Raw genomic sequence first — 25,054 nt, 5'->3', positions numbered from 1 at the left:
GTGGATAAACTGATCATAGAATTTTCAAAATATGTTCTGATCACTTTGATGGTGATCTATACGCTGCAAAGTATTCTGATCTTTGCTAAGCGGAGCGAGGAAGCGAGAGAATTCCTCTTTATCAGACAGAATGTGGTGATGTTCTGTCTCCATTTTGTGGCTTTTATGGTACTGTACCTTCAGATGAACCAGTCCCAGATTCTGTTTTTTTACGGGGAACAGGCATTGTATCTGGCAGCGACACTGATCTTTTTCAGGCATCTGTATCCGAAAGCTTCCAAACTTGCGATCAATAACATGTGTATGCTGATCACGATCGGTTTTATTATGGTTACAAGACTGTCTTATGATCAGTCGGTCAAACAGTTTCAGATCTGTGTGATCGGAACGGTGATCGCTCTGATCGTGCCGTGGCTGATCAGCAAGCTGAAATTTATCACGAAATTTGCTGTGGTTTATGCTATCCTTGGCATCGGACTTCTGGTAGCGGTTGCGGTCATGGCAACGGTGACAAATGGTGCAAAACTGTCACTGACGATTGCCGGCATTACCCTGCAGCCATCGGAGTTTGTCAAGATTATTTATGTATTCTGCATTGCCGGAATGTTATCAAAATCGACCGAATTTTCGCAGATTGTCAAAACTACCATTTTGGCGGCTGTCCATGTACTGATCCTTGTGATCTCCACAGACCTTGGAAGTGCACTGATCTATTTTATGACCTATCTGATCATGCTTTATGTGGCAACGCGTGACTGGAAATGGCTGGCTCTTGGATTCGGAGCGTTTGTGGTGGCAGCCGTGGCAGCGTATTTCCTGTTTGCCCATGTCCGTGTCCGCGTGGAGATCTGGAAAGATCCATTCAGTGTTTATGAAGGAAGCGGCTATCAGGTGGCACAGGCACTGTTTGCGATCGCGGCCGGCGGTTGGTTCGGTACCGGTCTGTATCAGGGATCACCGACCGAGATCCCTTATGTGGATCAGGACTTTATGTTTGCGGCGATCGCCGAAGAGATGGGAAGTATTTTCTGCATTTGCACGATTCTGATCTGTATGAGCTGCTTTATCATGTTTGTCAATATCGCAATGAAAATGACGAAGAATTTTTACCGTTATGTGGCACTTGGACTTGCCTGCACGTATGCGATCCAGGTATTTTTAACGATCGGCGGTTCCATGAAGATGATCCCGATGACCGGTGTCACGCTTCCGTTTGTCAGCTCCGGAGGAAGTTCCATGCTCAGTACACTGATCATGTTCTCTGTGATCCAGGGACTCTATATACTAAGAAAAGACGAGGATGATTCATTTGAAGATGAAGAATATTATGAAGAGCCGCAAAACTACCGATAGTACTAGGCGAAAAGGAAGAGATGCACAGGCTGATCCGGATGAGGATTATCTGGATCAGGATTATGATGACTATGATAACGAGGAAGAAGAACGCATCCGCCGTATCAAGAACAAGGGGCTGGTTCGTGTCAGTTATCTGATGGTGGCGTTGTTTCTCTCAATGGCAGGTTATCTGATCTATTTTAATGTGGTGCTGCGGGATGATATTAATAATAACCAGTACAATACAAAACAGTCTGCTTACCAGGAACAGATCATCCGAGGCAATATTTATTCTGCGGACGGCAACGTCCTGGCACAGACAGACATTGCAGAAGACGGGACAGAGAGCAGAAGCTATCCGTACAGCAATCTGTTTGCACATATTGTCGGTTATGCAACAAATGGTAAGTCCGGTATCGAGTCGGTCCATAATTATGATCTGCTGAGCAGTCATGCCTCCATCCTGGATCAGATCCGGGAAGAAAAGCTGGATACCAAAGTACAGGGGGACAGCCTTGTGCTGACACTGAACACACAGCTGCAGCAGGTATGTTATGATGCACTTGGTGACAACAAAGGTGCGATCGTGGTGCTGGAGCCCTCCACCGGAAAGGTACTGGCGATGGTTTCCAAACCGGATTTTGATCCGAATACGATCGAGCAGGACTGGGATGCACTGATCAATGACGACAGCAACAGTTCCCTTTTTAACCGTGCACTGCAGGGGCAGTATCCGCCGGGATCTACCTTTAAGATCCTCACAACGCTGGAATATATCCGGGAACATCCGGATGATTACCAGAATTTCAACTATACCTGTAACGGAAGCATTTCCAAAGAAGATGTGCGGATCACCTGCTACGAAGGAGAAGTCCATGGATATGAAAATCTGGAGCAGGCATTTGTCCACTCCTGCAACGGTGCCTTTGCACAGATCGGTATGGAAGTGAACAATGATTCGTACCGGAAACTCTGCGAGTCGTTCCTCTTTAACAAAGATCTGCCGATCGATCTTCCGTCCAGCCAGAGCCTTTTCCGTCTGTCATCCAATGCCTCCTACGGAGAAGAGATGATGACTGCGATTGGACAGGGAGAGACGGTCGTGTCACCGTTTGAGATGGCACTCGTGGCTGCAACCGTGGCAAACGGCGGCACTATGATGAATCCATACTACATCGATCACATCGAAACGTATGACGGAGACATTGTAAAGCAGTATGCACCGGTCAAATACAAAGAACTGATGTCAGAAGAAGAAGTCGATATCCTGTCCGGATTTATGAAGGAAGTAGTCACCGACGGAACGGCAAGAAAGATTTCCGGGGAAGAATATACGGCGGCAGGGAAGACCGGATCTGCAGAATACGGCAGCGAAGGAGGAGCAGAAGGAACTCACTCCTGGTTTGTAGGTTATCTGGATGCGGAAAATCCAAAACTGGCGATCAGTGTGATCATCGAAGACGGCGGTTCCGGAAGTTCTTCCGCAGTCCCGGCAGCCAAGATGGTATTTGACAAATGGTGGTACGAACTCCAGTATCAGCAGTAATGCAAAAGAGAATATTTTTATAGCTTGCGTTCAGCTGAAAAAAGGGGTATACTAAAAACAGTTTTAGACACAACGCATACAGGAGGAATTGCAATGATTGAGGCAACGAGCTGTGGCGGTGTGGTAATCTTTCGCGGGAAGATCCTGCTGTTGTACAAAAGCTATAAGAACAAGTATGAGGGCTGGGTCTTGCCGAAAGGAACTGTAGAAGCTGGCGAAGAGTATAAAGATACCGCTGCCAGGGAAGTGTTGGAGGAAACGGGTGTCGATGCTTCCATTATCAAGTATGTCGGAAAAAGTCAGTATACATTCAATGTCCCGGAGGACATCGTTTCCAAGGATGTACACTGGTATCTGATGATGGCGGACAGTTATTACAGCAAGCCACAGAGAGAAGAATATTTCGTGGATTCCGGATATTATAAGTACCATGAAGCATATCATCTGCTGAAGTTTTCAAATGAAAAAGCGATTTTGGAAAAAGCGTATAATGAATATCTGGAATTAAAGAGGCGGAATCTCTGGGGTAACAAAAAATATTTTTGACAAATTACTGCACCAGAAGGAGTGAAAGCTGGAGTCTCGGTTCGCCGCAGACTCCATTTTCATATCATGGACTTTGCAGACATTCTTATAGAAATGGGAGTCTTCTCCGACTAAGATAAAAATGCGTGTGGGTAGATCAAATAGGAGGTCTGGATATGCATACAAGAGAACATTTATTAGAACATCTGGATATTGAATATTCTTACAAACTGGCAAGACGCATGGAGCAGTTTCGCTCCAACGAGGTACTGGGATACCGCCCGGCAGGTTCGCAGGCAGAATTTAAGACCGGTGAGATGCTGAAAAAAGAAATGGAAAGCATCGGGCTTTCACAGGTTACAAAAGATGCCGTCACCGTGGATGGCTGGGAATTTAAAAAGGCAGTCCTTGCGGTGGAGACAAAAGGCAAACGCCGAGAATTTCAGCTTGGAGCATATCAGACAGACTTTAAGACTGATGGCTTTGAACCTTTTTCCCTGACTTATGTGGGAAAAGGAACGGAAAAGGATTATGAGGGCCGGGAAGTGCAGGGGAAACTGGTACTTGTCGATATCAACCAGAGAGATGAATGGTGGATCAATTACCCGGTTTATCAGGCACATTTAAAAGGGGCAAAAGCCCTGATCGCTGTCCAGGACGGCGGATATGGTGAGATTGACAACGAAGCCTTAAATGCACAGGATATTGCAGGACCTTCCGATGCGGCAGCTTTTTCAATCTCCAGAAAAGATGCAGAAGTGCTTAAAGAGCTGTTGAAAGAAAAAGAAGAGATCCAGGTCTTTTTTGACGCGGACAGCCAGGTGATGCCGTCGTGCACCACCTACAATATCTGCGGAAGGATTCCTGGAAAGCATCCGGAGCGTATGATCCTGCTCTCCGCACATTATGATTCTTATTTCAGCGGCTTTCAGGATGACAATACTGCGGTTGCCCTGATGTTCGGCATCGCAAAGTCTTTGCTGGAGAGTGGTTATCAGCCAAACAATACAATCGTATTCTGTGCAATGGCGGCAGAGGAATGGGGTGTGATCGATTCTGATTTTGACTGGTCAGCGGGTGCTTACGAGCAGATTTTTACAGCACATCCGGAGTGGGTCGGCAAAGTGATCGCAGATCTTAATTTTGAACTTCCTGCACTGGCACATGGAACAAGAGCCAGGATCCGCAGCTGTTATGAATATGTGCGTTATCTGGAAGAATTTCTTTCTAATCTGCCGCTTCTGACACAGGCCTATCCGGAGGAGACGAGGATTACGGCACCGATCGAGACCTGGTCGGATGACTTTTCCATGGCGATCGCCGGCATTCCGTCCATGGTCAATGATTTTACCGGTGGAAGTTTTATGGAGACGCACTACCATTCACAGTTTGATAACGATGATTATTACGATGAACAGGTATACCGCCTGCATCACGAACTGTTTCTGCTGCTGATCTGTGAACTGGATCAGACGGCGGTCGTTCCGTTGTGTTTTGCCCCGGTTATGAGCCGGGCAGGGAAGTTTCCCGGAGCGGAAGCTGCAAAAGGTGTACTTTCAAAGAAACTGGATGTTATGAAGCAATATCTGAAAGAAGCAGAAAAAAAAGCAGAGCAGGATTATCAGAAGGTACAGGAACAGAACCGTGCTTACCGCCGCCTTCTTAAGGAGGAACGCTTTGAAGAAGCAGAAGAGCTGTTTGAAAGCCTGCGTCCTCTGGAACAGAAACAGCTTGCAAACTTCAAAAAAGAACAGGATACGTTTGTACGCATCGACTGGTACGGAAACGTACTTTATCCACATGAGATCCTTCTGAAAAATATCAGGCTTTTAGAAGATGCGATAGAAGATCTTGAAAAAGCAGAAGTATCAAAGGCACTTGGACGGCTCTATCAGGTTGACAACAATGCTTATGCGTTTATGTTTGATGAAGATGTATACAATCATTTCACGGACTATGTTTTCCATCAGCCAAGGGAACGGCTGAAATGGGGCTATGGAAGGATTATGGAGCATGAAAAGCTTTATACTCTGGTGAGAAGCCTGCTGGAAAAAGAAAAAACTGCGGGATCTGATTTTGAAAGTGAGATTCTCCGACTGAAAAAAGTATGTGAAAAACAGTATACATTACTGGAAAAATATACTGACAAGATAACAGAAGTTCTGAAAGAAACGTATCTGAACTGAGCATACAGAAAGGGAGAAAATCAGAAATTTATGGACAGCGAAAATTTATACCGCGTGCAGAGAGAGGATCTGCCAAAACTGGAAAAACTTCTGAATCTGTGCTTTGCACATGATCCACTTTATGAGACACTGATACCAAATGCGGAAATCCGAAAGAAACTGATGCCGGAATTGTTTCATTGTGATATGGATGAATTTTATGAGACATGTGAGATTTTTTCAGACAGCGAAGAGCTGAACAGCGTTCTTGTGGTATCTGATGAAACAAAATCCTGCAATATTTTCCGCTTTCTTTATACAGAAGCAAAAGCAGTATTACATACGGATGGTTTTCTGATAAAAGAAGATCCGTCTCTGCACACATTTTACAATTTTATCAAGGGCGGAGACTATCTGAACTCGAACTGGACGGATCAGCTTCATCAGAATCGCAGGCTCCACGTGATCTATCTGGCAGTTAATCCGCAGATGCAGCATCATGGGATTGCGGCAGGACTTCTGGAGGAAACCATACGCTACGCAGATCAGCACCGGATGATGATCTCGCTGGAGACACACAATCAGAATAATGTGGAGTTTTATCAGAAATCTGGATTTAAGGTATATGGTGTGCTTGAAAAAAATTTCTCCCTGAAACAGTACTGCATGATAAGAGAAGTTCGTTAGTCGTTGCATTATGTTTCTGTGTCTGGTAAAATAGAACAAGAATTCGATGGCAGGAGAAAGGAAAAAATATGAAATGGTATCCATATCTCTATGTGGGGGAAGGTGCATCAAAAAAGAAAAACAAGATCATCCGGAAACTGAAGATCGGTGCGGGAATGATCGATGTGTGGGTGATCACCGAGGCAGCAAACGGCGAGGATCAGTTTGATATCCTTTCTTCTGCGTGGCTGAAACAAAGAGCAGTGAGAAAAAAGCTGCCGATGATCTACGGCATTGCCAAAGGCTATGAGGAAGCCGTGGATCTGGTGGTCCAGATGGCGGAAGAGACGTACAGAGAGACCGGAAACGGAGATATCCTCCGTTATCTGAAAAGCAGATGCAGTGAAAGACAGGGCAGGCTTATGTGAGGTCTGGCAGGTGATTCTGGCAGGCGTTGCAGAATCATAATCAGGAAAGAAATTAACGGGTGTTTGTATATGATACATATCATACTGGCTATACTGAAAATAGTGGGGATTCTTCTGGCCGTTCTTCTGGGACTGGTCCTGCTGATCCTTCTGACCGTTTTGTTTTTGCCTCTGCGGTATCGCATATGTGCAGAAAAACACGGGGAACTGAAAAAAAGTACTGCAAACGTCAGTGTGAGCTGGCTGTTTGGCATCCTGAAGGTAAAAGCAGGCTACCGGAATGGGCAGATATCCTTTGTACCGCAGATTTTCGGAAAAAAGATCGATTTCGCTAAAAAAAATACCGGGCAGACGGAGGATTTTTCAGAAGAGGCAGAAAACAATGAAACAAAGAACTGCGAGACAGAAAAAACAGAGGATGTTTCGGAAGAGAAAAAGCCAATGCCTGTGTTAGAAGAGAAAACGAAACCGAACCCAGAACCGTCTCCGAAAACCGAAACACAGGAAAATAAGGCTTCGAAATCAGAAACACAGGATGGTGAAATGTCAGAATTGCAGGCAGAAGATGCGGCTGAACCGGAAAAGCGACATCGTTTTTTCAATATAATCGAAAAGGTACGCATGCAGATCGAAAAGATCAGAAATCGTATCCTCACCGCAAAAGAGCAGGCGAAAAAAACGATCCGTTCTATTACAAAATCAAAAGAGACACTGAAGCGATATCTTGATTTTCTGCGTTCAGATCTTTCGCGGGAAGTTTATCAGATCTTGAAGAATCATCTCTTTTATCTTCTGAGACATATTCGCCCGCATAAGATCAAAGGCTATGTACATTATGGTTTCGGAGATCCGGCACTCACCGGAGAGTTTACGGGGATTCTCTATCTGATCCTTCCGGCGAAGTGCGAGGAACTGGATCTTAAGCCTGATTTTGAAGATCAGGTCTGCGAAGGAGAAGTTTTGGCTTTGGGACATATCCGCATCTGCCATCTTGCACTGACAGGAGCGAAGATATTTTTTGATAAAAAATTAAAAATATACTGGAAACGATTCAGACGATTAAGGAGGGCTTAATATGGCATCAGAAAACAACAACTTTCAGAGTACAGTAAATTCTCTTTTCAAAGGCATGGACAGTTTTATCACGACCAAAACCGTTGTGGGAGATGCGATCACAGTGGGTGACACGATCATCCTGCCACTTGTAGATGTCACGTTTGGTGTTGCTGCGACAGCAAAAAATGAAGACAAGAAACAGAACGGCGGCGGTGGCATGGGCGGAAAAATGAGTCCGAGTGCCGTGCTTGTGATCCAGAACGGGACGACTAAACTGGTCAATGTCAAAAATCAGGACGGTCTGACCAAGATCCTGGATATGGTTCCGGATTTTGTTAATAAATTTACCGATGGAAAATTTTTCTCATCAAAAGATGACGACGAGATCATTTCAGAGGCAAAAGAAGAAAAAGAATAAAGAAAAAGATAACAAAAGGTCATGGGGATCGGACAGTTCCGTAAAATCCATGACCTTTTGTGCTACGATGCCTTTGCAGATGCATATTCTGGTAATAAAGAGATTCGGAGAAATCCAATGAAAAGGATCATAGGCTATACCGTGTTCTGGATCGCATTTGGTATGACGATCGCATTTTTTATGCCGAATGTCTTTGTGTCGGTTCTCTTTATCTTCGGGCTGCTGCTTCTTGGCTATTTTATGTTCTGCTGCTGAGAAAAAGAGCGGCTATATTTCACCGAATTTTTCCAGGATATTTTCCCGGTAAGGATCGGCAATCGCAAGTTCTGTTCCGTTATCAAGCATAATTTTTCCGTTTTTGATCCGGAAAACATAGTCGCAGTTGACCAGCTCCAGAGGATGGATGCGGACAAAATCACAGGGCTCCAGCTCTTTTTCCAGGTCGTTTATGTTATAGCGGATCCGCTTGGCAGTGCCGTCGTTTTTCAAAAGCTCAATAAAACCATCTCGGATATCCCGGATGTAGAGGATCTGTCTGAGATTTAACTTGTGCAGGGCATCCGGTGTGCGGAGAATATAAAGAAACGAGTCTTCCCGTTTATGGTATTCCAGCATGAATGCTTTCAGTGTGGAACTCAAATCTTCATGAAAATGATCTTTGCGGACGAAACTGTAAGGATGTGCTTTGAAAGAATCAAAAACATATTCTTCTCTTGCAGATACAAAGATGATGACCGGATTCTTCTGATGCCTGCGGATCTGCAGAGCAAGTGTGATGCCATCGAGCTTTGGCATTTCAATATTTAAAATGTACAGGTCAAAAAACATTCCCTCCGATACACGGCACATGACATCTTCGCCGGAAGAAAAGGAAGCAACATCTGCCTGGACATTCATGTTCATAATCTGCTTGGTGATCTCACTGGTGATAAAAGTCAGGGAAGAAACATGATTATCACAAACAGCAATATGTAAAGTATCCATAAATAAAACCTCCTTCCACGTATACTATAAGCAGACGGATAAACAGAGAAAGATACAAGTTATCCCATCTGTCCGCTGACTTATGCTATGTTGGTAACAGTGTATCTCTTCTTCTGACAAATGTCTATAAAAAATAAGAAGTTTTTTCGGTTTTGAGGACAGGACTTGTCGTATTGTGGAATTTGAAAATAAGTATTTGTAAGTTTATAGAAAGTATGCTATAATTTAAAAAGTTCGATTAAGCCGTTTCAAATGCGGTATGGGAGGTTATTATGTCAATTATACAGGCGATCATATTGGGAATTGTACAGGGCATTACGGAGTTCTTGCCGGTCAGCAGTTCCGGACATCTGGCGATCATCCAGAATATATTTCATATCCAGACAGACGGGGGATTATTTTTTGATGTTATGCTGCATCTTGGTACCCTGGTGGCGATTTTCGTGGTTTACCGCAAGGACATTCTGCGTATGATCGTTGAGACGGTCAATATGTGTGGTGATATTATTTACAATCTGAAAAGTTATATTCAGAATCAGCGTTCCTACAGTGCGCTGCGTTACCGCAAGATTGTAAAAAACAACTATCGCAAGTTTGTGGTACTGGTGCTGGTATCTACCATACCGACAGGTATCATTGGTTATATCGGAAAGGGAATGGTGGAAAAAGCGAGTGCGACACTGATCGTTCCGGGGATTTGCCTGATCCTGACTTCCATTTTGCTGGTGGTATCCGAGAAAACACCGAACGGCAAAAAGATACCAAAGGATATCAGTTACAGAAGCGGATTTTTGATCGGTGCAGCACAGGGCTGTGCCACACTTCCGGGACTTTCCCGCTCCGGTACGACGATCGCGGCGTGCCTGATGAGCGGATATGACAGACGTTTTGCAGTTCGCTATTCTTTCATTATGTCGATCCCGGCGATTCTGGGAGCGGCTGTTCTTGAGATCAAGGATCTGGGAAGTGAAGCGATCACCGGGGGCATCGTACTCAACGGACTGATCGGAGCGATCGTTGCAGGATGCGTTGGTTATGTATGCATTAAAACGATGCTTACAGTCGTGCGTAAGAAAAAATTTATGGGATTTGCGATTTACTGTTTTGCAGTAGGAGTGATTGCGATTATTGCAAACTTCCTGGTATAACAGAATCGATTTTACAAAGGAATGTTTTATATGCAAAAAGACTGTTACGGTATGGATTCTGTAACAGTTTTTTGTTATGGAGACCGCGGATCAGCTGATAAAATCTACAAAGCGTGTTTTATCTTTGCTATAGCGACGAAAAATGTGATATGACGAGGAAAACAGATAAAGGGGAGCAACAATTTATGGCAGAAAGGAAAAAAACGGTGCAAAGTACAAGAAGAAGCAATTCTGCACCAAAGAAGGGAAACAACAGCAGGAAAACGACAGCAATGCCGAAGAAAGAGACTGCGGTACCGAAAAAGGGAAAGGTCGGCAGACCAAGAAAAACGGATTATCAGAAACCGGAAAGAATCGAAAATCCAGGAAATGAAGGATTCTCTGTCTGGGAGGAAATTCTGGTCTGGCTGGTGCTTGCTCTGTCCGTTCTGATCCTGATCGGAAATTTCGGTGTCGGCGGCTTTATCGGCAATACGGTAAGCCATATCAGTCTCGGAGCATTTGGGCTGATGGCGTATCTGTTCCCATTTGCCCTTTTTCTGGGAGTGGCTTTTGCAGTTGTAAACAAGGAAAAAAGCATTATGTGGGTCAAACTGGGCGGATGTTGTCTGATGTGGCTTGCCATGTCCATTTTCTGCGAACTGATCAACGGATACGATAAGAGCAGAAATCTGATGGACTATTATAAGTACAGCATCGAGGAACATACAGGCGGCGGGATTATCGGAGGCATTTTCTGCAAAGTGTTCTGTCCGTCCGTCGGCATTGCGGGAGCTTATGTGATCGTGATCCTTCTGGCTGTGATTGCCCTGGTTCTGATCACGCAGCGTTCTCTGTTTCGTGGTATGCAAAAAAGCAGCAAAAAAGTCTACTGTTCTGCAAAGGAAGATGCCAGACGAAGAATGGAGCAGGCAAGGATACACCGTGAAGAGCAGGCACTTTGCCGGGAACAGCAGCTGATGAATGAAAGGGAAGCTCTGGAGCGGAGAAAAGAGGCGTTTGAAGAAGAAAAGAAACGACGTCTTGATCATAAAGTGACCGGTGTGACTTATCAGACGGTAGGTGAAAATCTGGTTTCGGAGAAAAGTGAAATTCCAAGAGAGATCATCGAGGCACAGCCGATCATCGAAGAGGAACCGGGCAGGAGAGAGGAAATCTATGAAGAGGAGCCGGAAGAATCCTTTGATTTTCTGAATATGCTTTCCATTGAAGGACTGGATGAAGAAGACCATTCTGATACGGAACCGTCACCGCATCCAGTGCCAGATCATGCAGAAGAATCCGGCGGTTCGGCAGAAACGGAAAAAGAGAAAAACCGGAAAAATCCAAGATCTTCCGCAAAAGAGCAGAAAGTCCAGCTGGAAAGTGTCAGCGAGGAGATTGAAGCGGCAGAAAAGGTGCAGAAACCACAGTATGCCTTCCCGCCGATGGAGATCCTCGGTCTTCCAAGACGCGGAAAAAACGGAAACAGCAGTGAGGTGCTGAAAACGACGGCCCAGAAGCTGCAGAGTACACTGCACAGTTTTGGCGTGGAGGCTCATGTCACCAATGTCAGCTGCGGACCTTCTGTCACCCGGTACGAACTGACACCTGAGCAGGGAGTCAAAGTCAGCCGTATCGTCAATCTGGCAGATGATATCAAGCTGAACCTTGCGGCAGAAGATATCCGGATCGAGGCACCGATCCCGGGGAAAGCAGCGGTCGGCATTGAAGTCCCGAATAAGGAAAGCAGCGAAGTTTATTTAAGAGAACTTTTGGAGTCATCGGAGTTTCAGGAAGCCAAATCCAAGCTGTCAATTGCAGTTGGAAAGGACTTGGCAGGAAAGATTGTGGTGGCGGATATTGCAAAAATGCCGCATCTTCTGATTGCCGGTGCAACAGGATCCGGTAAGTCTGTATGCGTCAATACGATCATCATGAGTCTGATCTACAAAGCTTCGCCGGAAGATGTCAAGCTGATCATGATCGATCCAAAAGTCGTGGAACTGAGTGTTTACAATGGGATCCCGCATCTGTTTATCCCGGTTGTCACCGATCCGAAAAAGGCAGCCGGTGCTCTGAACTGGGCAGTAGCGGAGATGACGAAACGTTACCAGCAGTTTGCTACCCAGGGCGTGCGTGATCTGAAAGGCTATAATCAGAAGATCGAATCGATCCCGGAAGAACAGCGGACGGAAGAAATGAAGAAAATGCCACAGATCGTGATCATCGTGGACGAGCTTGCCGATCTGATGATGGTTGCTCCCGGAGAAGTGGAAGATGCAGTCTGCCGTCTGGCACAGCTTGCAAGAGCAGCCGGCATCCATCTGATCCTTGCAACACAGCGGCCTTCCGTCAATGTTATCACTGGTCTGATCAAGGCAAATATGCCGTCAAGGATTGCGTTCAAGGCTTCTTCCGGTGTGGATTCCAGGACGATCCTGGATATGAACGGGGCGGAAAAACTGCTTGGAAAAGGAGATATGTTGTTCTATCCGCAGAATTACCAGAAACCGGCAAGACTTCAGGGAGCGTTTGTCAAAGACAGTGAAGTGGAACAGGTCGTAGAATTTTTAACGCAGCAGAATAACCCAGAAACATACAATGCAGAAATGCAGGTGCAGTTATCGCAGGTGACACAGGCTGCCCAGGATCTGAAAAATAGCGGAAGCGATGTAGATGAATACTTTGCAGATGCCGGAAAGTTTATCATTGAAAAAGACAAAGCATCGATCGGTATGCTCCAGCGAATGTTCAAGATCGGGTTTAACCGGGCGGCACGCATCATGGATCAGCTTTCGGATGCCGGTGTTGTCGGTCCGGAAGAAGGAACCAAACCGAGGAAAGTGCTGATGAGCATGGAACAGTTCGAAAATTATCTTGAGCAGGGGCAATAAGTATTGAAATTTTTAAGGGATTGTTTTATACTTTAATGTAGTGTTTTGTAGAACCTTGCGACTGTATACAAAAAACACAGTCAGGTGTGCTTTTATAAAACAAAAATATGGAGGTATGATATGTACAAGATTTTAAAAGCAGGAAAACTTGCAGGCAATATCTACGAGATGGTTGTAGAGGCTCCGCGTGTTGCAAAGCATTGTCTGCCGGGACAGTTTATCATCGTAAAAATGGATGAAGTCGGCGAGCGTATTCCGCTGACTATTTGTGACTATGACAGAGAAGCCGGTACAGTTACTATTGTATTCCAGCCGATCGGAGCGTCCACAGAGAAATTTACCACACTGAAGGCAGGAGATACTTTCCGTGATTTCGTAGGTCCTCTGGGACAGCCGTCTGACCTGTGCACAGAGCCGCTCGAAGAAGTAAAAAAGAAAAAGATCCTTTTTGTAGCTGGTGGTGTAGGTACCGCACCAGTATATCCACAGGTGAAATGGCTGCATGAGCACGGCATTGATGCGGATGTTATTGTCGGTGCAAAGACAAAAGACCTGGTTATCCTGGAAAAGGAACTTTCCGAAGTGGCAGGCAATCTCTATGTTACAACCGATGACGGTTCTTACGGAAGAAGCGGAATGGTAACAAAAGTGATCGAAGACCTGGTAACAAAAGAAGGAAAAGTATATGATCACTGCGTAGCGATTGGTCCGATGATCATGATGAAATTCTGCTGCCTGACAACAAAGAAACTGAACATTCCGACTATTGTCAGCATGAACCCGATCATGGTGGACGGTACCGGCATGTGCGGAGCCTGTCGTGTTATGGTAGGAGATGAAGTGAAATTTGCCTGCGTAGACGGTCCGGAATTTGACGGTCATAAGATTGATTTTGATGTGGCAATGAAGAGACAGACTCTCTACAAGACAGAAGAGGGACGTGCACTTCTGAAACTGCGTGAAGGTGACACACATCATGGCGGATGTGGAAATTGCGGAGGTGACAAATAATGGCAGATGTATTAAAGAAAGTTCCTGTAAGAGAACAGGCACCAAAAGTAAGAGCAACCAACTTTGATGAGGTTTGCCTTGGATATAATGCAGACGAAGCAATGGAAGAAGCTTCCCGCTGCATCAACTGTAAAAATGCAAAATGTATGCAGGGATGTCCGGTATCCATCAATATCCCGGCATTTGTACATGAAGTAAAAGAAGGAAACTTTGAAAAAGCATATCAGATCATTTCTGAGTCCAGTGCACTTCCAGCAATCTGCGGCCGTGTATGTCCGCAGGAGAGCCAGTGTGAAGGAAAATGTATCCGCGGTATCAAAGGCGAAGCCATTTCCATCGGAAAACTGGAGCGTTTTGTAGCTGACTGGGCAAGGCAGAACGGCATCCGTCCGGCAGCTCCGGCAGAAAAGAACGGCAAGAAAGTAGCTGTTATCGGGTCCGGTCCATCCGGTCTGACCTGTGCAGGTGATCTGGCAAAATTAGGTTATGACGTAACCATCTTTGAAGCACTGCATGAGGCAGGCGGTGTACTGGTATATGGTATTCCAGAATTCCGTCTTCCGAAACTGGATGTTGTTGCAAAAGAAGTAGAAAACGTAAAAGCACTCGGTGTTAAGATCGAGACAAACGTGATCATCGGACGTTCTATCACCATTGATGAACTGATGGATGAAGAAGGTTTTGAAGCAGTCTTCATCGGTTCCGGTGCAGGTCTGCCGATGTTCATGGGAATCCCTGGAGAAACCGCCAAAGGTGTATTTTCTGCAAACGAGTACCTGACAAGAAACAACCTGATGAAAGCATTCCGTGAAGATTACGATACACCGATCGTACATGGCAAGAAAGTAGCTGTTGTCGGCGGCGGAAACGTAGCAATGGATGCTGCAAGAACCGCACTTCGTCTCGGTGCAGAAGTACATATCGTATACAGAAGAAGTGAAGCAGAACTTCCTGCACGAGCAGAAGAAGTACATCATGCAAAAGAAGAAGGTATCATCTTTGATCTGCTGACCAACCCAACGGAAATCCTGGTAGATGAGAACGATGCAGTAGCCGGCATGAAATGTATCCGTATGGAGCTTGGCGAGCCGGATGCTTCCGGAAGAAGAAGACCGGTAGAGATCCCGGGATCTGAATTTGTCCTGGATGTAGATACCGTTATCATGTCCCTTGGAACTTCACCGAACCCGTTGATTTCTTCAACGACCATCGGTCTGGATGTCAATAAGAGAAAATGCATTATTGCGGACGAAGAAACCGGAAAGACATCAAAAGATGGTGTATACGCAGGTGGAGATGCCGTTACCGGAGCAGCTACCGTTATCCTGGCTATGGGTGCAGGTAAAGCAGCAGCAAAAGGTATCCATGAATTCCTGAGCAATAAATAAGATGTTTGTGGTGTCTTTTTAGACAGAGCATTTGCAGATGTTTTAAGATAAGTATAGAAGAGAGGTGTCACCTGTAATAACGGGTGGCATCTTTTTTACAGATAAAAGTTTTGCCCATAAAATACACGGCAGTTTTGTTGTAATTTACCAATATTTATGCTATGATAAAAAACAGGTTTAAAATCCGCAAAAGGCGGTATTTCAATGCCAGAGTATGCAGAAAGAAAAGTTTCTGCATGAAACACGAGAATGAGGAGGAAACAAGACATGGGAATGACGATGACACAGAAAATTCTTGCAGCTCATGCAGGATTACCAAGTGTAGAAGCCGGTCAGCTGATCGAGGCAGATCTGGATCTGGTCCTGGGAAATGATATTACTTCCCCGGTTGCCATTCATGAGATGGACAAGTTTAAAAAACAGGAAGTATTTGACAAGGATAAGATCGCACTGGTAATGGATCATTTTATCCCGAATAAAGATATCAAATCAGCAGAACACTGCAAATGTGTACGTGAATTTGCCTGTAAAAATGAGATCACCAATTATTTTGACGTAGGAGAGATGGGAATCGAACACGCACTGCTTCCGGAAAAAGGACTGACCGTGGCAGGAGATGTGATCATTGGTGCAGATTCTCATACCTGTACATACGGAGCACTGGGAGCATTCTCCACCGGTGTTGGAAGTACCGACATGGCAGCCGGTATGGTAACCGGAAAAGCATGGTTTAAAGTACCGTCTGCAATTAAATTTAACCTGGTCGGCAAACCGGCAAAATGGGTAAGCGGCAAAGATGTGATCCTGCACATCATCGGACTGATCGGTGTGGACGGAGCTCTTTACAAATCCATGGAATTTGTTGGTGAAGGAATCAAATACCTGAGCATGGATGACCGTTTCACGATCGCAAACATGGCGATCGAAGCCGGTGGCAAGAACGGTATCTTCCCGGTAGATGACCTGACCGTTGCATATATGAAAGAACATTCCAAACGTCCATATAAAGTCTATGAAGCAGATGAAGATGCCGTATACGAACAGGAATATACCATTGACCTCAGCACTCTGAAATCAACCGTAGCATTCCCGCATCTTCCAGAAAACACCAGGAGCATCGATGAGATCACAGAAGATGTTGTGATCGATCAGTCTGTGATCGGTTCCTGTACAAACGGACGTATCGAAGATCTGCGTTGTGCAGCAGAGATCTTAAAAGGACGCAAAGTGAAAAAAGGTGTCCGCTGTATCGTGATCCCGGCAACACAGCAGATTTATCTGCAGGCTATGAGAGAAGGACTGCTGGAAATCTTCATCGAAGCAGGAGCAGTTGTCAGCACACCGACCTGCGGACCATGCCTTGGCGGCTACATGGGTATCCTGGCAGAGGGTGAGCGTTGTATCTCCACTACCAACCGTAACTTCGTGGGCCGTATGGGACATGTAAAATCAGAAGTATATCTGGCAAACCCTGCAGTTGCAGCAGCAAGTGCAGTGACCGGAAAGATTTCCGCACCGGCAGAGCTTGGATTATAGGAGGAAGATAAGATGAAAGCACATGGTAAAGTATTTAAATATGGAAACAATGTAGATACCGATGTTATCATTCCGGCAAGATATCTGAATTCTTCCGATCCGGCAGAACTGGCAACACACTGCATGGAAGATATTGATAAAGAGTTTGTAAACAAAGTTCATAAGGGAGATATCATTGTAGCTGAGAAAAATTTCGGCTGCGGATCTTCCAGAGAACATGCACCGATCGCCATCAAGGCAGCAGGTGTAAGCTGTGTCATCGCAGAGACTTTTGCACGTATTTTCTACCGCAATGCGATCAACATCGGACTGCCGATCATCGAGTGTCCGGAAGCATCCAAAGGCATCGAGGACGGCGATGATGTAGAAGTAGATTTTGACAGCGGCATGATCTACAATCGCACAAAAGGAACCGAGTTTAAAGGACAGGCGTTCCCGGAGTTTATGCAGAAGATCATCAAAGCAGAAGGCCTTATTTCCTATATTAATGGAAAGAACTAAAGCGTTGTAGGCAAAGTGCTCAATTGATTAAATAATAGTCTGAATCATAAAAAAGATTTCGTATCTGATTTTTATCAGATATGAAATCTTTTTTGAGTATAAGGAGTAATCGTAAAGCGGACATTCACAATCCGCTTCGCTACTTGCTCATGAACGCAGTCGCTTCGCGACCTGTCAGTGTGAGCTTTCAATTCCCACTGACATAAGCATCCCCCTCACTCACCGCTTAGTGCTCTGCACACTTGAAGCGGGGGAATGCTTCTCTGCGTTCAAATCAAATATATGCGAGACTGAAATACCATTTGGCTTAATGCTTCTGGTATTTTGAAAAGAAATCGTCACCTGAGAGCAGGTGGCGATTTTTTTTTGTCGGATCAATGGTCAGTCAGGCTGATCAAGATCGAGTGCAGATCTTGCATGCGTTTGACTTTAAACATTACCATAAGAAAATATTGACAAACTGATATTAAAATGATATCATTTTAATAAACCGAAAAGATGTTTTAAAACTAAATGATGCCTGCGAATTGCTCCGTTATAAAATAACTCCCGCAATTCTATAAACATTCGGAATCCGCAGATTTACTGCGTAAATAGCTGCTTCCTCGTGTTTAGCGGGTTTCAAGTTCGAATGTCTTATCTCGCAAGCAAGAACGACATTTTGACCTTTTAACCCTGGCATCACAAAAATAATTAAAGGAGGAAAGGATTATGGATATCAAGGAAAAAGTTTTGAACAACAGGAAAAATGGCATGGCAATGATGTTGCTGTTTATCATTTTTTATGCAGCAGCTGCAGGCATCATGCTTGTCAGTGCGATTACCGAGTTGATTCCGCTTATGCTACTGGCAATCATCTGGATTTCCATCGGCTGGATCCCGTTTCTGGGACTTAAAGTTCTGAAACCGCAGGAAGCTTTGGTGCTTACTCTGTTCGGTAAGTATGTCGGCACTTTGAAAGATGCAGGATTTTACTGGGTAAATCCATTCTGCAGCAGTGTGAACCCGGCAGCAAAGACCAAACTGAACCAGAGCGGGGATGTGGATGGCGGAAACAGTGCGAAATCCGTGCTGGTTGCGGCAACAGGTGCAAATGCTTCTGCAAATGCATCGGTTCCAAACAAAAAGATTTCCCTGAAGATCATGACACTCAACAACAACCGTCAGAAGATCAATGACTGCCTCGGTAATCCGGTGGAAATTGGGATCGCTGTGATGTGGCGTGTGACCGATACGGCAAAAGCTGTTTTCCATGTCGACAACTACAAGGAATATCTTTCCCTGCAGTGTGACAGTGCCCTGCGAAATATCGTGCGTATTTATCCTTACGATGTGGCACCGAATGTCGATACGACCGGTGACGGCATTGCCGATGAAGGCAGCCTGCGTGGTTCCAGCGAAATTGTTGCAGGACGCATCCGCGATGAGATCCAGAAGAAAGTAGCAGAAGCCGGTCTGGAGATCATAGAGGCACGTATCACCTATCTTGCCTATGCACCGGAGATCGCAGCCGTTATGCTTCAGAGACAGCAGGCATCAGCGATCATTGATGCGAGAAAGATGATCGTTGACGGAGCAGTCGGTATGGTTGAGATGGCACTGGAGCGTCTGAATGAGAATCAGGTAGTCGAATTAGATGAGGAGCGAAAAGCTGCCATGGTCTCCAATCTTCTTGTCGTGCTCTGTGGAAATCACGATGCACAGCCGGTTGTAAATTCAGGAAGTCTGTACTGATATGACAGAGGGCAGACCGAAGAAACAGATCCCGCTCAGGCTCTCGGCAAAACTGTATGATCAGATCGCAGCCTGGGCAGAAGATGATTTTCGCTCCGTAAACGGGCAGATTGAATATCTGCTCACAGAATGTGTAAGGCAACGTAAAAAAAACGGCAAGTATGTATCCGAAACAATGGATGAACCGCCGGAATTAGACATCTGAGATGTAAAAAGAAAAAGTGTCGGAAGAATGAAAGGTTCTTCCGGCACTTTTGTGTCGCTTTGTATTTAAAAATGTTTTTGTAATCTTAACGTTTTTCAATCGGAACATAATCTTTAATCTCAGAAATGCCTTTGTATGCAGGACGGATAATTTTTCCGTTATTGGCAAGCTCTTCGAGGCGGTGGGCACTCCAGCCAACCACACGGGCGATCGCAAAGATCGGTGTGAAGAGCTGCGTAGGCAGATCCAGCATACTGTATACAAATCCGCTGTAGAAGTCCACGTTGGCACTGACACCTTTGTAGATCTTGCGTTCTTCGGCAATGATCTGTGGTGCAAGGCGTTCCACCATAGAATAAAGCTGGAACTCTTCTTCTCTGCCTTTTTCTTTGGAAAGTTTCTCTACGAAACCCTTGAAAATATTGGCACGCGGATCAGAAAGAGAGTAAACAGCATGTCCCATACCATAGATCAGACCGGCGTGATCGAAAGCGTCTTTGTTCAGCAGGGCACGCAGATAATCACCAACTTCTTTTTCGTTGTTACAGTCTTTGACGGTTTTCTTCATATCTTCAAACATACGGACAACTTTGATGTTGGCACCGCCGTGTTTCGGACCTTTTAAAGAGCCAAGGGAAGATGCTATAGTAGAGTAGGTGTCTGTACCAGAAGAAGATACCACATGAGTGGTGAACGTAGAGTTGTTACCACCGCCGTGTTCCATATGCAGCACCAGTGCAATGTCAAGGATGTGGGCCTCGAGATTGGTGTATTTACTGTCCGGACGGAGAATATGGAGCAGATTTTCCGCAGTGGAAAGTGATGGATCAGGCATATGGATATAAAGACTCTTTCCATCGTGATAATGGCTGTATGCCTGATAGCCATATACGGAAAGCATCGGAAACAGTGCAATCAGCTGCAAGCACTGACGCAGTACATTCGGAAGTGAGATGTCGTCTGCACGGTCATCGTAAGTATAGAGTGTCAGAACACTGCGGGCAAGCGTATTCATCATGTCTTGGCTCGGTGCTTTTAAAATAATATCTCTGACAAAGCTGGTAGGAAGAGAACGATATGCTGCCAACATATTGGAAAATTCTTTCAGGTCCTCTTTTGATGGGAGCTTTCCGAACAGAAGCAGGTAAGTAACTTCTTCAAAGCCAAAACGCTGATCTCTGATAAAACCGTTTACAAGATCTTCGATATTATATCCGCGGTAGTAAAGCTTTCCTTCGCATGGAACCTGTTTTCCGTCTACCATATCATAAGCATGGACATTGCCGATATCAGTAAGACCTGCCAGCACACCCTTACCATTGATATCACGCAGTCCGCGTTTTACATCATATTTGGTGTAAAGGGCAGGGTCAATCTTGCTGGTACTTTCTGCAAGTTTTGTCAGAGACAATATTTCAGGTGTAATTTCTGAATAAATATTCATTGGCAGTTCCTCCGTTTCATTATTTCTTTTATATGATGTTGGGGTCAAAAGATGCCATACGAATTGTTCCGTACTTCGTACTCCCACAATTCTTTCTACGCTCCGCTTCGGTCGGTGCTAAACATGTGCCACTGGCACATAGCACCCCAATATTCGCATATCGTAAAGCTTACGCTTCACTTTTATGCTCATATCGGGGCGGGTCATTAAGCCATAAAACCACTCTTGTGCAAGCACATCGTGGTTTCAGGCTTTTGACCCTGGCATCTCTATATAGTATTCGAAATGATGCCAATGAATCGCTTTGTTACCGGAAAAGTAATTCTTTTCGTCTTGGCATCACCAAAATATACTTACTATTTTACCATAAAACAGTGAATTTTGCTAATAAAAAAACAATAAACAATGGCTATGGGATGTATAAAAAAAGTATAGCAGGAAAATAAAAAAAATATGGCAAAAAAACAAAAAAAGCAGTTGACAAATCCAGAAACCTGTTGTATCATATGAAACGTGCCTGAGAGACAGGCAGAAATAAAAAATGCGCGAGTGGCTCAGTTGGTGGAGCGCGACCTTGCCAAGGTCGAGGCCGCGGGTTCGAGTCCCGTCTCGCGCTTAATACTTTGGGGTGGGTCGATTGGATATATAGTGTATTCAATCGACCTTTTTTTGCCTTGAGACGGAAATAGCTGTCTGGGGCAGGCAAAAATGTTTTACGGGGGAAATCAAAAAAGTTTGCCAGATGGCACAGGAGGTAATAAAAGTGAAACTATTGTATCAGTTTGGGATTATCATGTTTGTAACCTTTCTCGGAGAATTTCTGCACTGTCTGATTCCGTTGCCGATCCCGGCAAGTATCTACGGTTTGCTTCTGATGCTGGCGGGTCTGATGACAAAAGTGATCAAACTGGAGCAGGTCAAGATCGCAGCGGACTTTCTGATCGAGATCATGCCGCCGATGTTTATCCCGGCCGCCGTTGGTCTGATCGTGACCTGGAGTGATTTAAAGGCAATTCTGGTACCGGTTCTTGTGATCACTTGTATCACGACCGTCTTTGTTATGGTTGTGACCGGAAGAACGGCACAGGCAGTAATGCATCTGAAAGAAAACATGGCAGCACAGAAGATGGAGAAGCAGGATTAATAAGGTGATCTCAGGAGGTTAAAGACATGAAAGAGATATTGTGTAACTCGGCATATTTTGGCGTGACGGTCAGTCTGATCGGATATGGAGCTGGCATTATGCTGAAGAAAAAGTTCAAGTATGCATTTTTAAATCCGCTGCTGATCTCAATCATTTTTGTGATCGGCGTGGTGATGTTGTGCGGGGTGGATTATGAAAGTTATGAAAATTCTGCCCAATATTTAAGTTATCTTCTGACTCCGGCGACGGTATGTCTGGCGGTGCCGCTTTATCAGCAGATGACACTTTTAAAGAAAAATCTGGCAGCCGTTGCCTGCGGCATCCTCGCAGGTGTGCTGGCAAGTCTTGGAAGCGTCCTGCTTCTGGCATTTTTGTTCGGACTTGAGCATGATGTCTATGTTACGCTGCTTCCAAAGTCTATCACAACAGCAATCGGAATGGGCGTTTCCGAAGAACTGGGCGGTTTGGTGACCATCACGGTGGCTGTGATCATTGTTACCGGCGTGATCGGAAATGTGATCGGAGAGGCAGTCTGCAAGCTGTTTCGTATTTATGAGCCGATCGCAAAAGGACTGGCACTTGGCACATCCTCCCATGCGATCGGGACGGCCAAAGCACTGGAAATGGGCGAAGTGGAAGGTGCGATGAGCAGCCTGGCGATCGCGGTAGCCGGTCTTCTGACTGTGATCGGAGCCTCTGTATTTGCTGGATTTTACTGAAAATATGATGCCAGGGTCAAAGGTCTAAATCCACATGAGCTTGCTCATAGTTGGGGACTTTTGACACCCACATCAAAATATAAAATCTCTATTGAGAAATTTTGTTGAAAATGGTAGAATAAAAAAAAACATAAATGCGGAGGATTAACATGAAAAAACTGAAAGTAAAAAAAGGAAGTACCTGTATGGCTTGTCTTGCATGCGTAGAAGCATGTTCTGAGGCTTTTTATAAGGAGTTTCATCCGGACAAGTCCTGTATCCAGATCGTAGAGAAGAAGAGTGTACGCCCGATGGCCTGTCCACAGTGTGGCAAATGTGCAGAAGCCTGTCCGGAAGGTGCGATCACTCAGAATGCAAAAGGCGTTTACATGATCAACAAAAAGAAATGTACCGGTTGCGGAGCCTGTGCAAAAGCCTGTCCGTTTGGACTGATCGTCAAGACAGAGGGCAATCCGGCATCCAAATGTATCGCATGCGGTATCTGTGCAAAAGCCTGTCCGATGGATGTACTGGAAGTAGTAGAAGAGTAAAGAGCACTCAAAAATAATACATAAAAATAAAAAAAGTCATTGCTGAACATGTGAAATGTCTGCGATGGCTTTTTTTATTGTGCCGCTGTCTCTAATTCAAAAATGCCTCTGACATTCTTCTGTATACATCTGATGTATCATAAAAAACAGACCTTGTCGATTGTGACCGACAAGATCTGTTTTTGACTGATAGATATTTTGTTATCTTTAGATTAAACAATACCCTGAGCGTTCATAGCATCTACAACTTTTTCGAAGCCTGCGATGTTTGCACCGGCTACATAGTTGCCTTTCATGCCGTAACGTTCAGCAGCATCAACCATGTTGTGGCAGATATTAACCATGATACCCTGCAGTTTTGCGTCTACTTCTTCAAATGTCCAGCTCAGACGTTCGCTGTTCTGGGTCATTTCCAGAGCAGATGTAGCAACACCGCCGGCGTTTGCAGCTTTACCAGGAGCAAAGATCACGCCGTTTTTCTGCAGATATTCTGTTGCATCCATAGTAGTAGGCATATTAGCACCTTCGCATACAGCCAGGCATCCGTTTGCTGCCAGCTGTTTTGCATCGTCGATCAGCAGTTCATTCTGAGTTGCACATGGAAGAGCAACATCACATTTTACGCTCCATACGCCGCGTCCTTCATGGTATTCAGCGTTTGGTCTGTAGTTTTTGTATTCGGTCAGTCTTGCACGTTTTACTTCTTTGATCTCTTTAAGTGCTGCTACATCGATTCCGTCCGGATCGTATACCCAGCCGGTAGAATCACTTGCAGTAACCACTTTTGCACCCAGCTGCTGAGCTTTTTCGATCGCATAGATAGCAACGTTGCCGGCACCGGATACACAAACAGTCTTGCCAGCCAGTTCGATACCGTTCAGTTTCAGCAGTTCCTGTGTCAGGTAGAGCAGACCATAACCGGTAGCTTCTGTTCTTGCAAGGGATCCACCGTAGCTTAAGCCTTTACCTGTCAGAACACCTTCATACAGGCCACGGATTCTCTTGTACTGACCGAACATATAGCCGATCTCTCTTGCACCTGTTCCGATATCACCTGCCGGTACATCTGTATCAGCACCGATGTATTTGCACAGCTCTGTCATAAAGCTCTGGCAGAATGCCATAACTTCGCGGTCTGATTTGCCCTTAGGATCGAAGTCAGAACCACCTTTGCCGCCACCGATCGGCAGACCAGTCAGAGAGTTTTTGAAAACCTGTTCAAAACCAAGGAATTTGATGATACCAATGTTTACAGACGGATGCAGACGGATACCGCCCTTGTAAGGTCCGATCGCACTGTTGAACTGTACACGGTAACCGGTATTTACCTGAACCTGACCTTTATCGTCAACCCATGGTACACGGAATTTGAACTGTCTTTCCGGATTTACCATTCTTTCCAGAAGAGCATCCTTTCTGTATTTTTCTTCATTTGCCTCGATAACGACTCTCAGAGACTCCAGAACCTCTTTTACTGCCTGATGAAATTCAGGTTCAGATGGATTCTGCTCTACAACTTTGGCAATAACCTCATCTACGTATGACATGATTGTGTCCTCCTTATCTTCATACATTGATTTCTGTAACCATTCAGAGCTATGCAAAAAACAGTTACGTTTTTTTCATTGCAGATTATAGCAAATCAGCGTGGCAAAGTAAAGAAAAAAATAGTGCTTTTTAGCAAAAAAAATACGG

The 25,054-nt window shown here is 45.0% G+C and carries 23 protein-coding genes and 1 tRNA gene; 21 read left to right on the top strand and 3 right to left on the bottom strand.

Annotated features, from left to right (window positions below; translation table 11 throughout):
* From LKD42_RS06350 to LKD42_RS06310, 9 genes are all read left to right on the top strand, one after another.
* Positions 1–1,353: an FtsW/RodA/SpoVE family cell cycle protein gene (locus tag LKD42_RS06350; protein ID WP_022119206.1), complete on the top strand. Its 1,353-nt coding sequence runs from the start codon at positions 1–3 to the stop codon at positions 1,351–1,353.
* Positions 1,316–2,881: a peptidoglycan D,D-transpeptidase FtsI family protein gene (locus LKD42_RS06345; RefSeq protein WP_248835152.1), complete on the top strand. Its 1,566-nt coding sequence runs from the start codon at positions 1,316–1,318 to the stop codon at positions 2,879–2,881. Before LKD42_RS06350 ends, LKD42_RS06345 begins: the two co-directional genes overlap by 38 nt.
* Positions 2,882–2,974: 93 nt before the next feature.
* The gene (locus LKD42_RS06340; protein ID WP_022119204.1) at positions 2,975–3,427 is read left to right on the top strand and encodes an NUDIX hydrolase; all 453 of its coding nucleotides are present in this window, start codon (positions 2,975–2,977) and stop codon (positions 3,425–3,427) included.
* Between the two features lie 155 nt (positions 3,428–3,582).
* Positions 3,583–5,592, top strand: coding sequence for a M28 family peptidase (locus tag LKD42_RS06335; protein WP_248835151.1), 2,010 nt, complete (start codon positions 3,583–3,585; stop codon positions 5,590–5,592).
* 30 nt (positions 5,593–5,622) lie between these two features.
* Complete coding sequence (locus LKD42_RS06330) at positions 5,623–6,258, top strand: GNAT family N-acetyltransferase (protein WP_248835150.1); 636 nt, start codon at positions 5,623–5,625, stop codon at positions 6,256–6,258.
* Between the two features lie 68 nt (positions 6,259–6,326).
* The gene (locus LKD42_RS06325) at positions 6,327–6,665 is read left to right on the top strand and encodes a hypothetical protein (protein ID WP_022119201.1); all 339 of its coding nucleotides are present in this window, start codon (positions 6,327–6,329) and stop codon (positions 6,663–6,665) included.
* 69 nt (positions 6,666–6,734) lie between these two features.
* Entirely contained in the window at positions 6,735–7,739 is a 1,005-nt protein-coding gene (locus tag LKD42_RS06320) for a DUF2953 domain-containing protein (protein WP_248835149.1), read from the top strand.
* 1 nt (position 7,740) lies between these two features.
* Positions 7,741–8,139, top strand: coding sequence for a GerW family sporulation protein (locus LKD42_RS06315; protein ID WP_022119199.1), 399 nt, complete (start codon positions 7,741–7,743; stop codon positions 8,137–8,139).
* A 21-nt stretch (positions 8,140–8,160) separates the two neighbouring features.
* Entirely contained in the window at positions 8,161–8,394 is a 234-nt protein-coding gene (locus tag LKD42_RS06310) for a hypothetical protein (RefSeq protein WP_022119198.1), read from the top strand.
* A 12-nt stretch (positions 8,395–8,406) separates the two neighbouring features.
* On the opposite strand, the gene LKD42_RS06305 is transcribed toward LKD42_RS06310, so the two are convergent.
* Positions 8,407–9,123: a LytR/AlgR family response regulator transcription factor gene (locus LKD42_RS06305; protein WP_022119197.1), complete on the bottom strand. Its 717-nt coding sequence runs from the start codon at positions 9,121–9,123 to the stop codon at positions 8,407–8,409.
* 272 nt (positions 9,124–9,395) lie between these two features.
* On the opposite strand from LKD42_RS06305, the gene LKD42_RS06300 reads away from it, so the two are divergent.
* The 8 genes from LKD42_RS06300 to LKD42_RS06265 all read left to right on the top strand — a co-directional run bounded on the left by LKD42_RS06300 (position 9,396) and on the right by LKD42_RS06265 (position 19,522).
* Complete coding sequence (locus tag LKD42_RS06300; RefSeq protein ID WP_022119196.1) at positions 9,396–10,271, top strand: undecaprenyl-diphosphate phosphatase; 876 nt, start codon at positions 9,396–9,398, stop codon at positions 10,269–10,271.
* A 185-nt stretch (positions 10,272–10,456) separates the two neighbouring features.
* A complete protein-coding gene (locus LKD42_RS06295; RefSeq protein WP_248835148.1) occupies positions 10,457–13,147 on the top strand; it encodes an FtsK/SpoIIIE family DNA translocase in 2,691 nt (896 codons plus the stop codon).
* 120 nt (positions 13,148–13,267) lie between these two features.
* Positions 13,268–14,158, top strand: coding sequence for a sulfide/dihydroorotate dehydrogenase-like FAD/NAD-binding protein (locus LKD42_RS06290; RefSeq protein WP_022119193.1), 891 nt, complete (start codon positions 13,268–13,270; stop codon positions 14,156–14,158).
* Positions 14,158–15,546: an NADPH-dependent glutamate synthase gene (gltA, locus tag LKD42_RS06285; protein ID WP_248835147.1), complete on the top strand. Its 1,389-nt coding sequence runs from the start codon at positions 14,158–14,160 to the stop codon at positions 15,544–15,546. The genes LKD42_RS06290 and gltA overlap by 1 nt, the downstream gene beginning before the upstream one ends.
* A 267-nt stretch (positions 15,547–15,813) precedes the next feature.
* A complete protein-coding gene (gene leuC / locus LKD42_RS06280; RefSeq protein ID WP_248835146.1) occupies positions 15,814–17,082 on the top strand; it encodes a 3-isopropylmalate dehydratase large subunit in 1,269 nt (422 codons plus the stop codon).
* Between the two features lie 12 nt (positions 17,083–17,094).
* Positions 17,095–17,583, top strand: a complete 489-nt coding sequence (leuD, locus tag LKD42_RS06275; protein ID WP_147631717.1) for a 3-isopropylmalate dehydratase small subunit — start codon at positions 17,095–17,097, stop codon at positions 17,581–17,583.
* Positions 17,584–18,300: 717 nt separating this feature from the next.
* Positions 18,301–19,317: an SPFH domain-containing protein gene (locus LKD42_RS06270; RefSeq protein WP_173865812.1), complete on the top strand. Its 1,017-nt coding sequence runs from the start codon at positions 18,301–18,303 to the stop codon at positions 19,315–19,317.
* Between the two features lies 1 nt (position 19,318).
* Positions 19,319–19,522, top strand: coding sequence for a type II toxin-antitoxin system antitoxin (locus LKD42_RS06265; RefSeq protein WP_147631334.1), 204 nt, complete (start codon positions 19,319–19,321; stop codon positions 19,520–19,522).
* A gap of 85 nt (positions 19,523–19,607) precedes the next feature.
* Here LKD42_RS06265 and LKD42_RS06260 read toward each other — a convergent pair whose 3' ends face one another.
* Positions 19,608–20,966, bottom strand: coding sequence for a citrate/2-methylcitrate synthase (locus LKD42_RS06260; RefSeq protein WP_248835145.1), 1,359 nt, complete (start codon positions 20,964–20,966; stop codon positions 19,608–19,610).
* A 543-nt stretch (positions 20,967–21,509) separates the two neighbouring features.
* Here LKD42_RS06260 and LKD42_RS06255 point away from each other — a divergent pair.
* The 4 genes from LKD42_RS06255 (at position 21,510) to LKD42_RS06240 (ending at position 23,359) form a co-directional block, all read left to right on the top strand.
* Positions 21,510–21,582, top strand: a tRNA-Gly gene (locus LKD42_RS06255).
* 147 nt (positions 21,583–21,729) lie between these two features.
* Positions 21,730–22,110, top strand: a complete 381-nt coding sequence (locus LKD42_RS06250) for a CidA/LrgA family protein (protein ID WP_022118709.1) — start codon at positions 21,730–21,732, stop codon at positions 22,108–22,110.
* Positions 22,111–22,136: 26 nt separating this feature from the next.
* Entirely contained in the window at positions 22,137–22,829 is a 693-nt protein-coding gene (locus tag LKD42_RS06245; RefSeq protein ID WP_173865796.1) for an LrgB family protein, read from the top strand.
* 149 nt (positions 22,830–22,978) lie between these two features.
* Positions 22,979–23,359: a 4Fe-4S binding protein gene (locus LKD42_RS06240; protein WP_022118707.1), complete on the top strand. Its 381-nt coding sequence runs from the start codon at positions 22,979–22,981 to the stop codon at positions 23,357–23,359.
* 212 nt (positions 23,360–23,571) lie between these two features.
* On the opposite strand, the gene gdhA is transcribed toward LKD42_RS06240, so the two are convergent.
* On the bottom strand, positions 23,572–24,906 hold the full coding sequence (gene gdhA / locus LKD42_RS06235; protein ID WP_022118706.1) for an NADP-specific glutamate dehydrogenase: 1,335 nt from the start codon (positions 24,904–24,906) through the stop codon (positions 23,572–23,574).
* Between the last annotated feature and the right edge of the window lie 148 nt (positions 24,907–25,054).

Source organism: Hominisplanchenecus faecis (assembly GCF_020687205.1).
In the GTDB taxonomy this organism is placed as follows: Bacteria; Bacillota; Clostridia; order Lachnospirales; family Lachnospiraceae; genus Hominisplanchenecus; species Hominisplanchenecus faecis.
This window is presented reverse-complemented; position numbering and strand designations above follow the sequence as displayed.

Bases quoted from the DNA above. Each gene is read 5' to 3' on its own strand.
- gltA (WP_248835147.1), top strand. From the start codon at position 14,158: ATGGCAGATGTATTAAAGAAAGTTCCTGTAAGAGAACAGGCACCAAAA.
- LKD42_RS06260 (WP_248835145.1), bottom strand. From the start codon at position 20,966: ATGAATATTTATTCAGAAATTACACCTGAAATATTGTCTCTGACAAAA.
- LKD42_RS06295 (WP_248835148.1), top strand. From the start codon at position 10,457: ATGGCAGAAAGGAAAAAAACGGTGCAAAGTACAAGAAGAAGCAATTCT.
- LKD42_RS06310 (WP_022119198.1), top strand. From the start codon at position 8,161: ATGGGGATCGGACAGTTCCGTAAAATCCATGACCTTTTGTGCTACGAT.
- LKD42_RS06240 (WP_022118707.1), top strand. From the start codon at position 22,979: ATGAAAAAACTGAAAGTAAAAAAAGGAAGTACCTGTATGGCTTGTCTT.
- LKD42_RS06335 (WP_248835151.1), top strand. From the start codon at position 3,583: ATGCATACAAGAGAACATTTATTAGAACATCTGGATATTGAATATTCT.
- LKD42_RS06345 (WP_248835152.1), top strand. From the start codon at position 1,316: ATGAAGAATATTATGAAGAGCCGCAAAACTACCGATAGTACTAGGCGA.
- LKD42_RS06245 (WP_173865796.1), top strand. From the start codon at position 22,137: ATGAAAGAGATATTGTGTAACTCGGCATATTTTGGCGTGACGGTCAGT.
- LKD42_RS06340 (WP_022119204.1), top strand. From the start codon at position 2,975: ATGATTGAGGCAACGAGCTGTGGCGGTGTGGTAATCTTTCGCGGGAAG.
- LKD42_RS06290 (WP_022119193.1), top strand. From the start codon at position 13,268: ATGTACAAGATTTTAAAAGCAGGAAAACTTGCAGGCAATATCTACGAG.
- LKD42_RS06265 (WP_147631334.1), top strand. From the start codon at position 19,319: ATGACAGAGGGCAGACCGAAGAAACAGATCCCGCTCAGGCTCTCGGCA.
- LKD42_RS06300 (WP_022119196.1), top strand. From the start codon at position 9,396: ATGTCAATTATACAGGCGATCATATTGGGAATTGTACAGGGCATTACG.
- LKD42_RS06315 (WP_022119199.1), top strand. From the start codon at position 7,741: ATGGCATCAGAAAACAACAACTTTCAGAGTACAGTAAATTCTCTTTTC.
- LKD42_RS06325 (WP_022119201.1), top strand. From the start codon at position 6,327: ATGAAATGGTATCCATATCTCTATGTGGGGGAAGGTGCATCAAAAAAG.
- LKD42_RS06330 (WP_248835150.1), top strand. From the start codon at position 5,623: ATGGACAGCGAAAATTTATACCGCGTGCAGAGAGAGGATCTGCCAAAA.
- leuC (WP_248835146.1), top strand. From the start codon at position 15,814: ATGGGAATGACGATGACACAGAAAATTCTTGCAGCTCATGCAGGATTA.
- LKD42_RS06320 (WP_248835149.1), top strand. From the start codon at position 6,735: ATGATACATATCATACTGGCTATACTGAAAATAGTGGGGATTCTTCTG.
- gdhA (WP_022118706.1), bottom strand. From the start codon at position 24,906: ATGTCATACGTAGATGAGGTTATTGCCAAAGTTGTAGAGCAGAATCCA.
- LKD42_RS06305 (WP_022119197.1), bottom strand. From the start codon at position 9,123: ATGGATACTTTACATATTGCTGTTTGTGATAATCATGTTTCTTCCCTG.
- leuD (WP_147631717.1), top strand. From the start codon at position 17,095: ATGAAAGCACATGGTAAAGTATTTAAATATGGAAACAATGTAGATACC.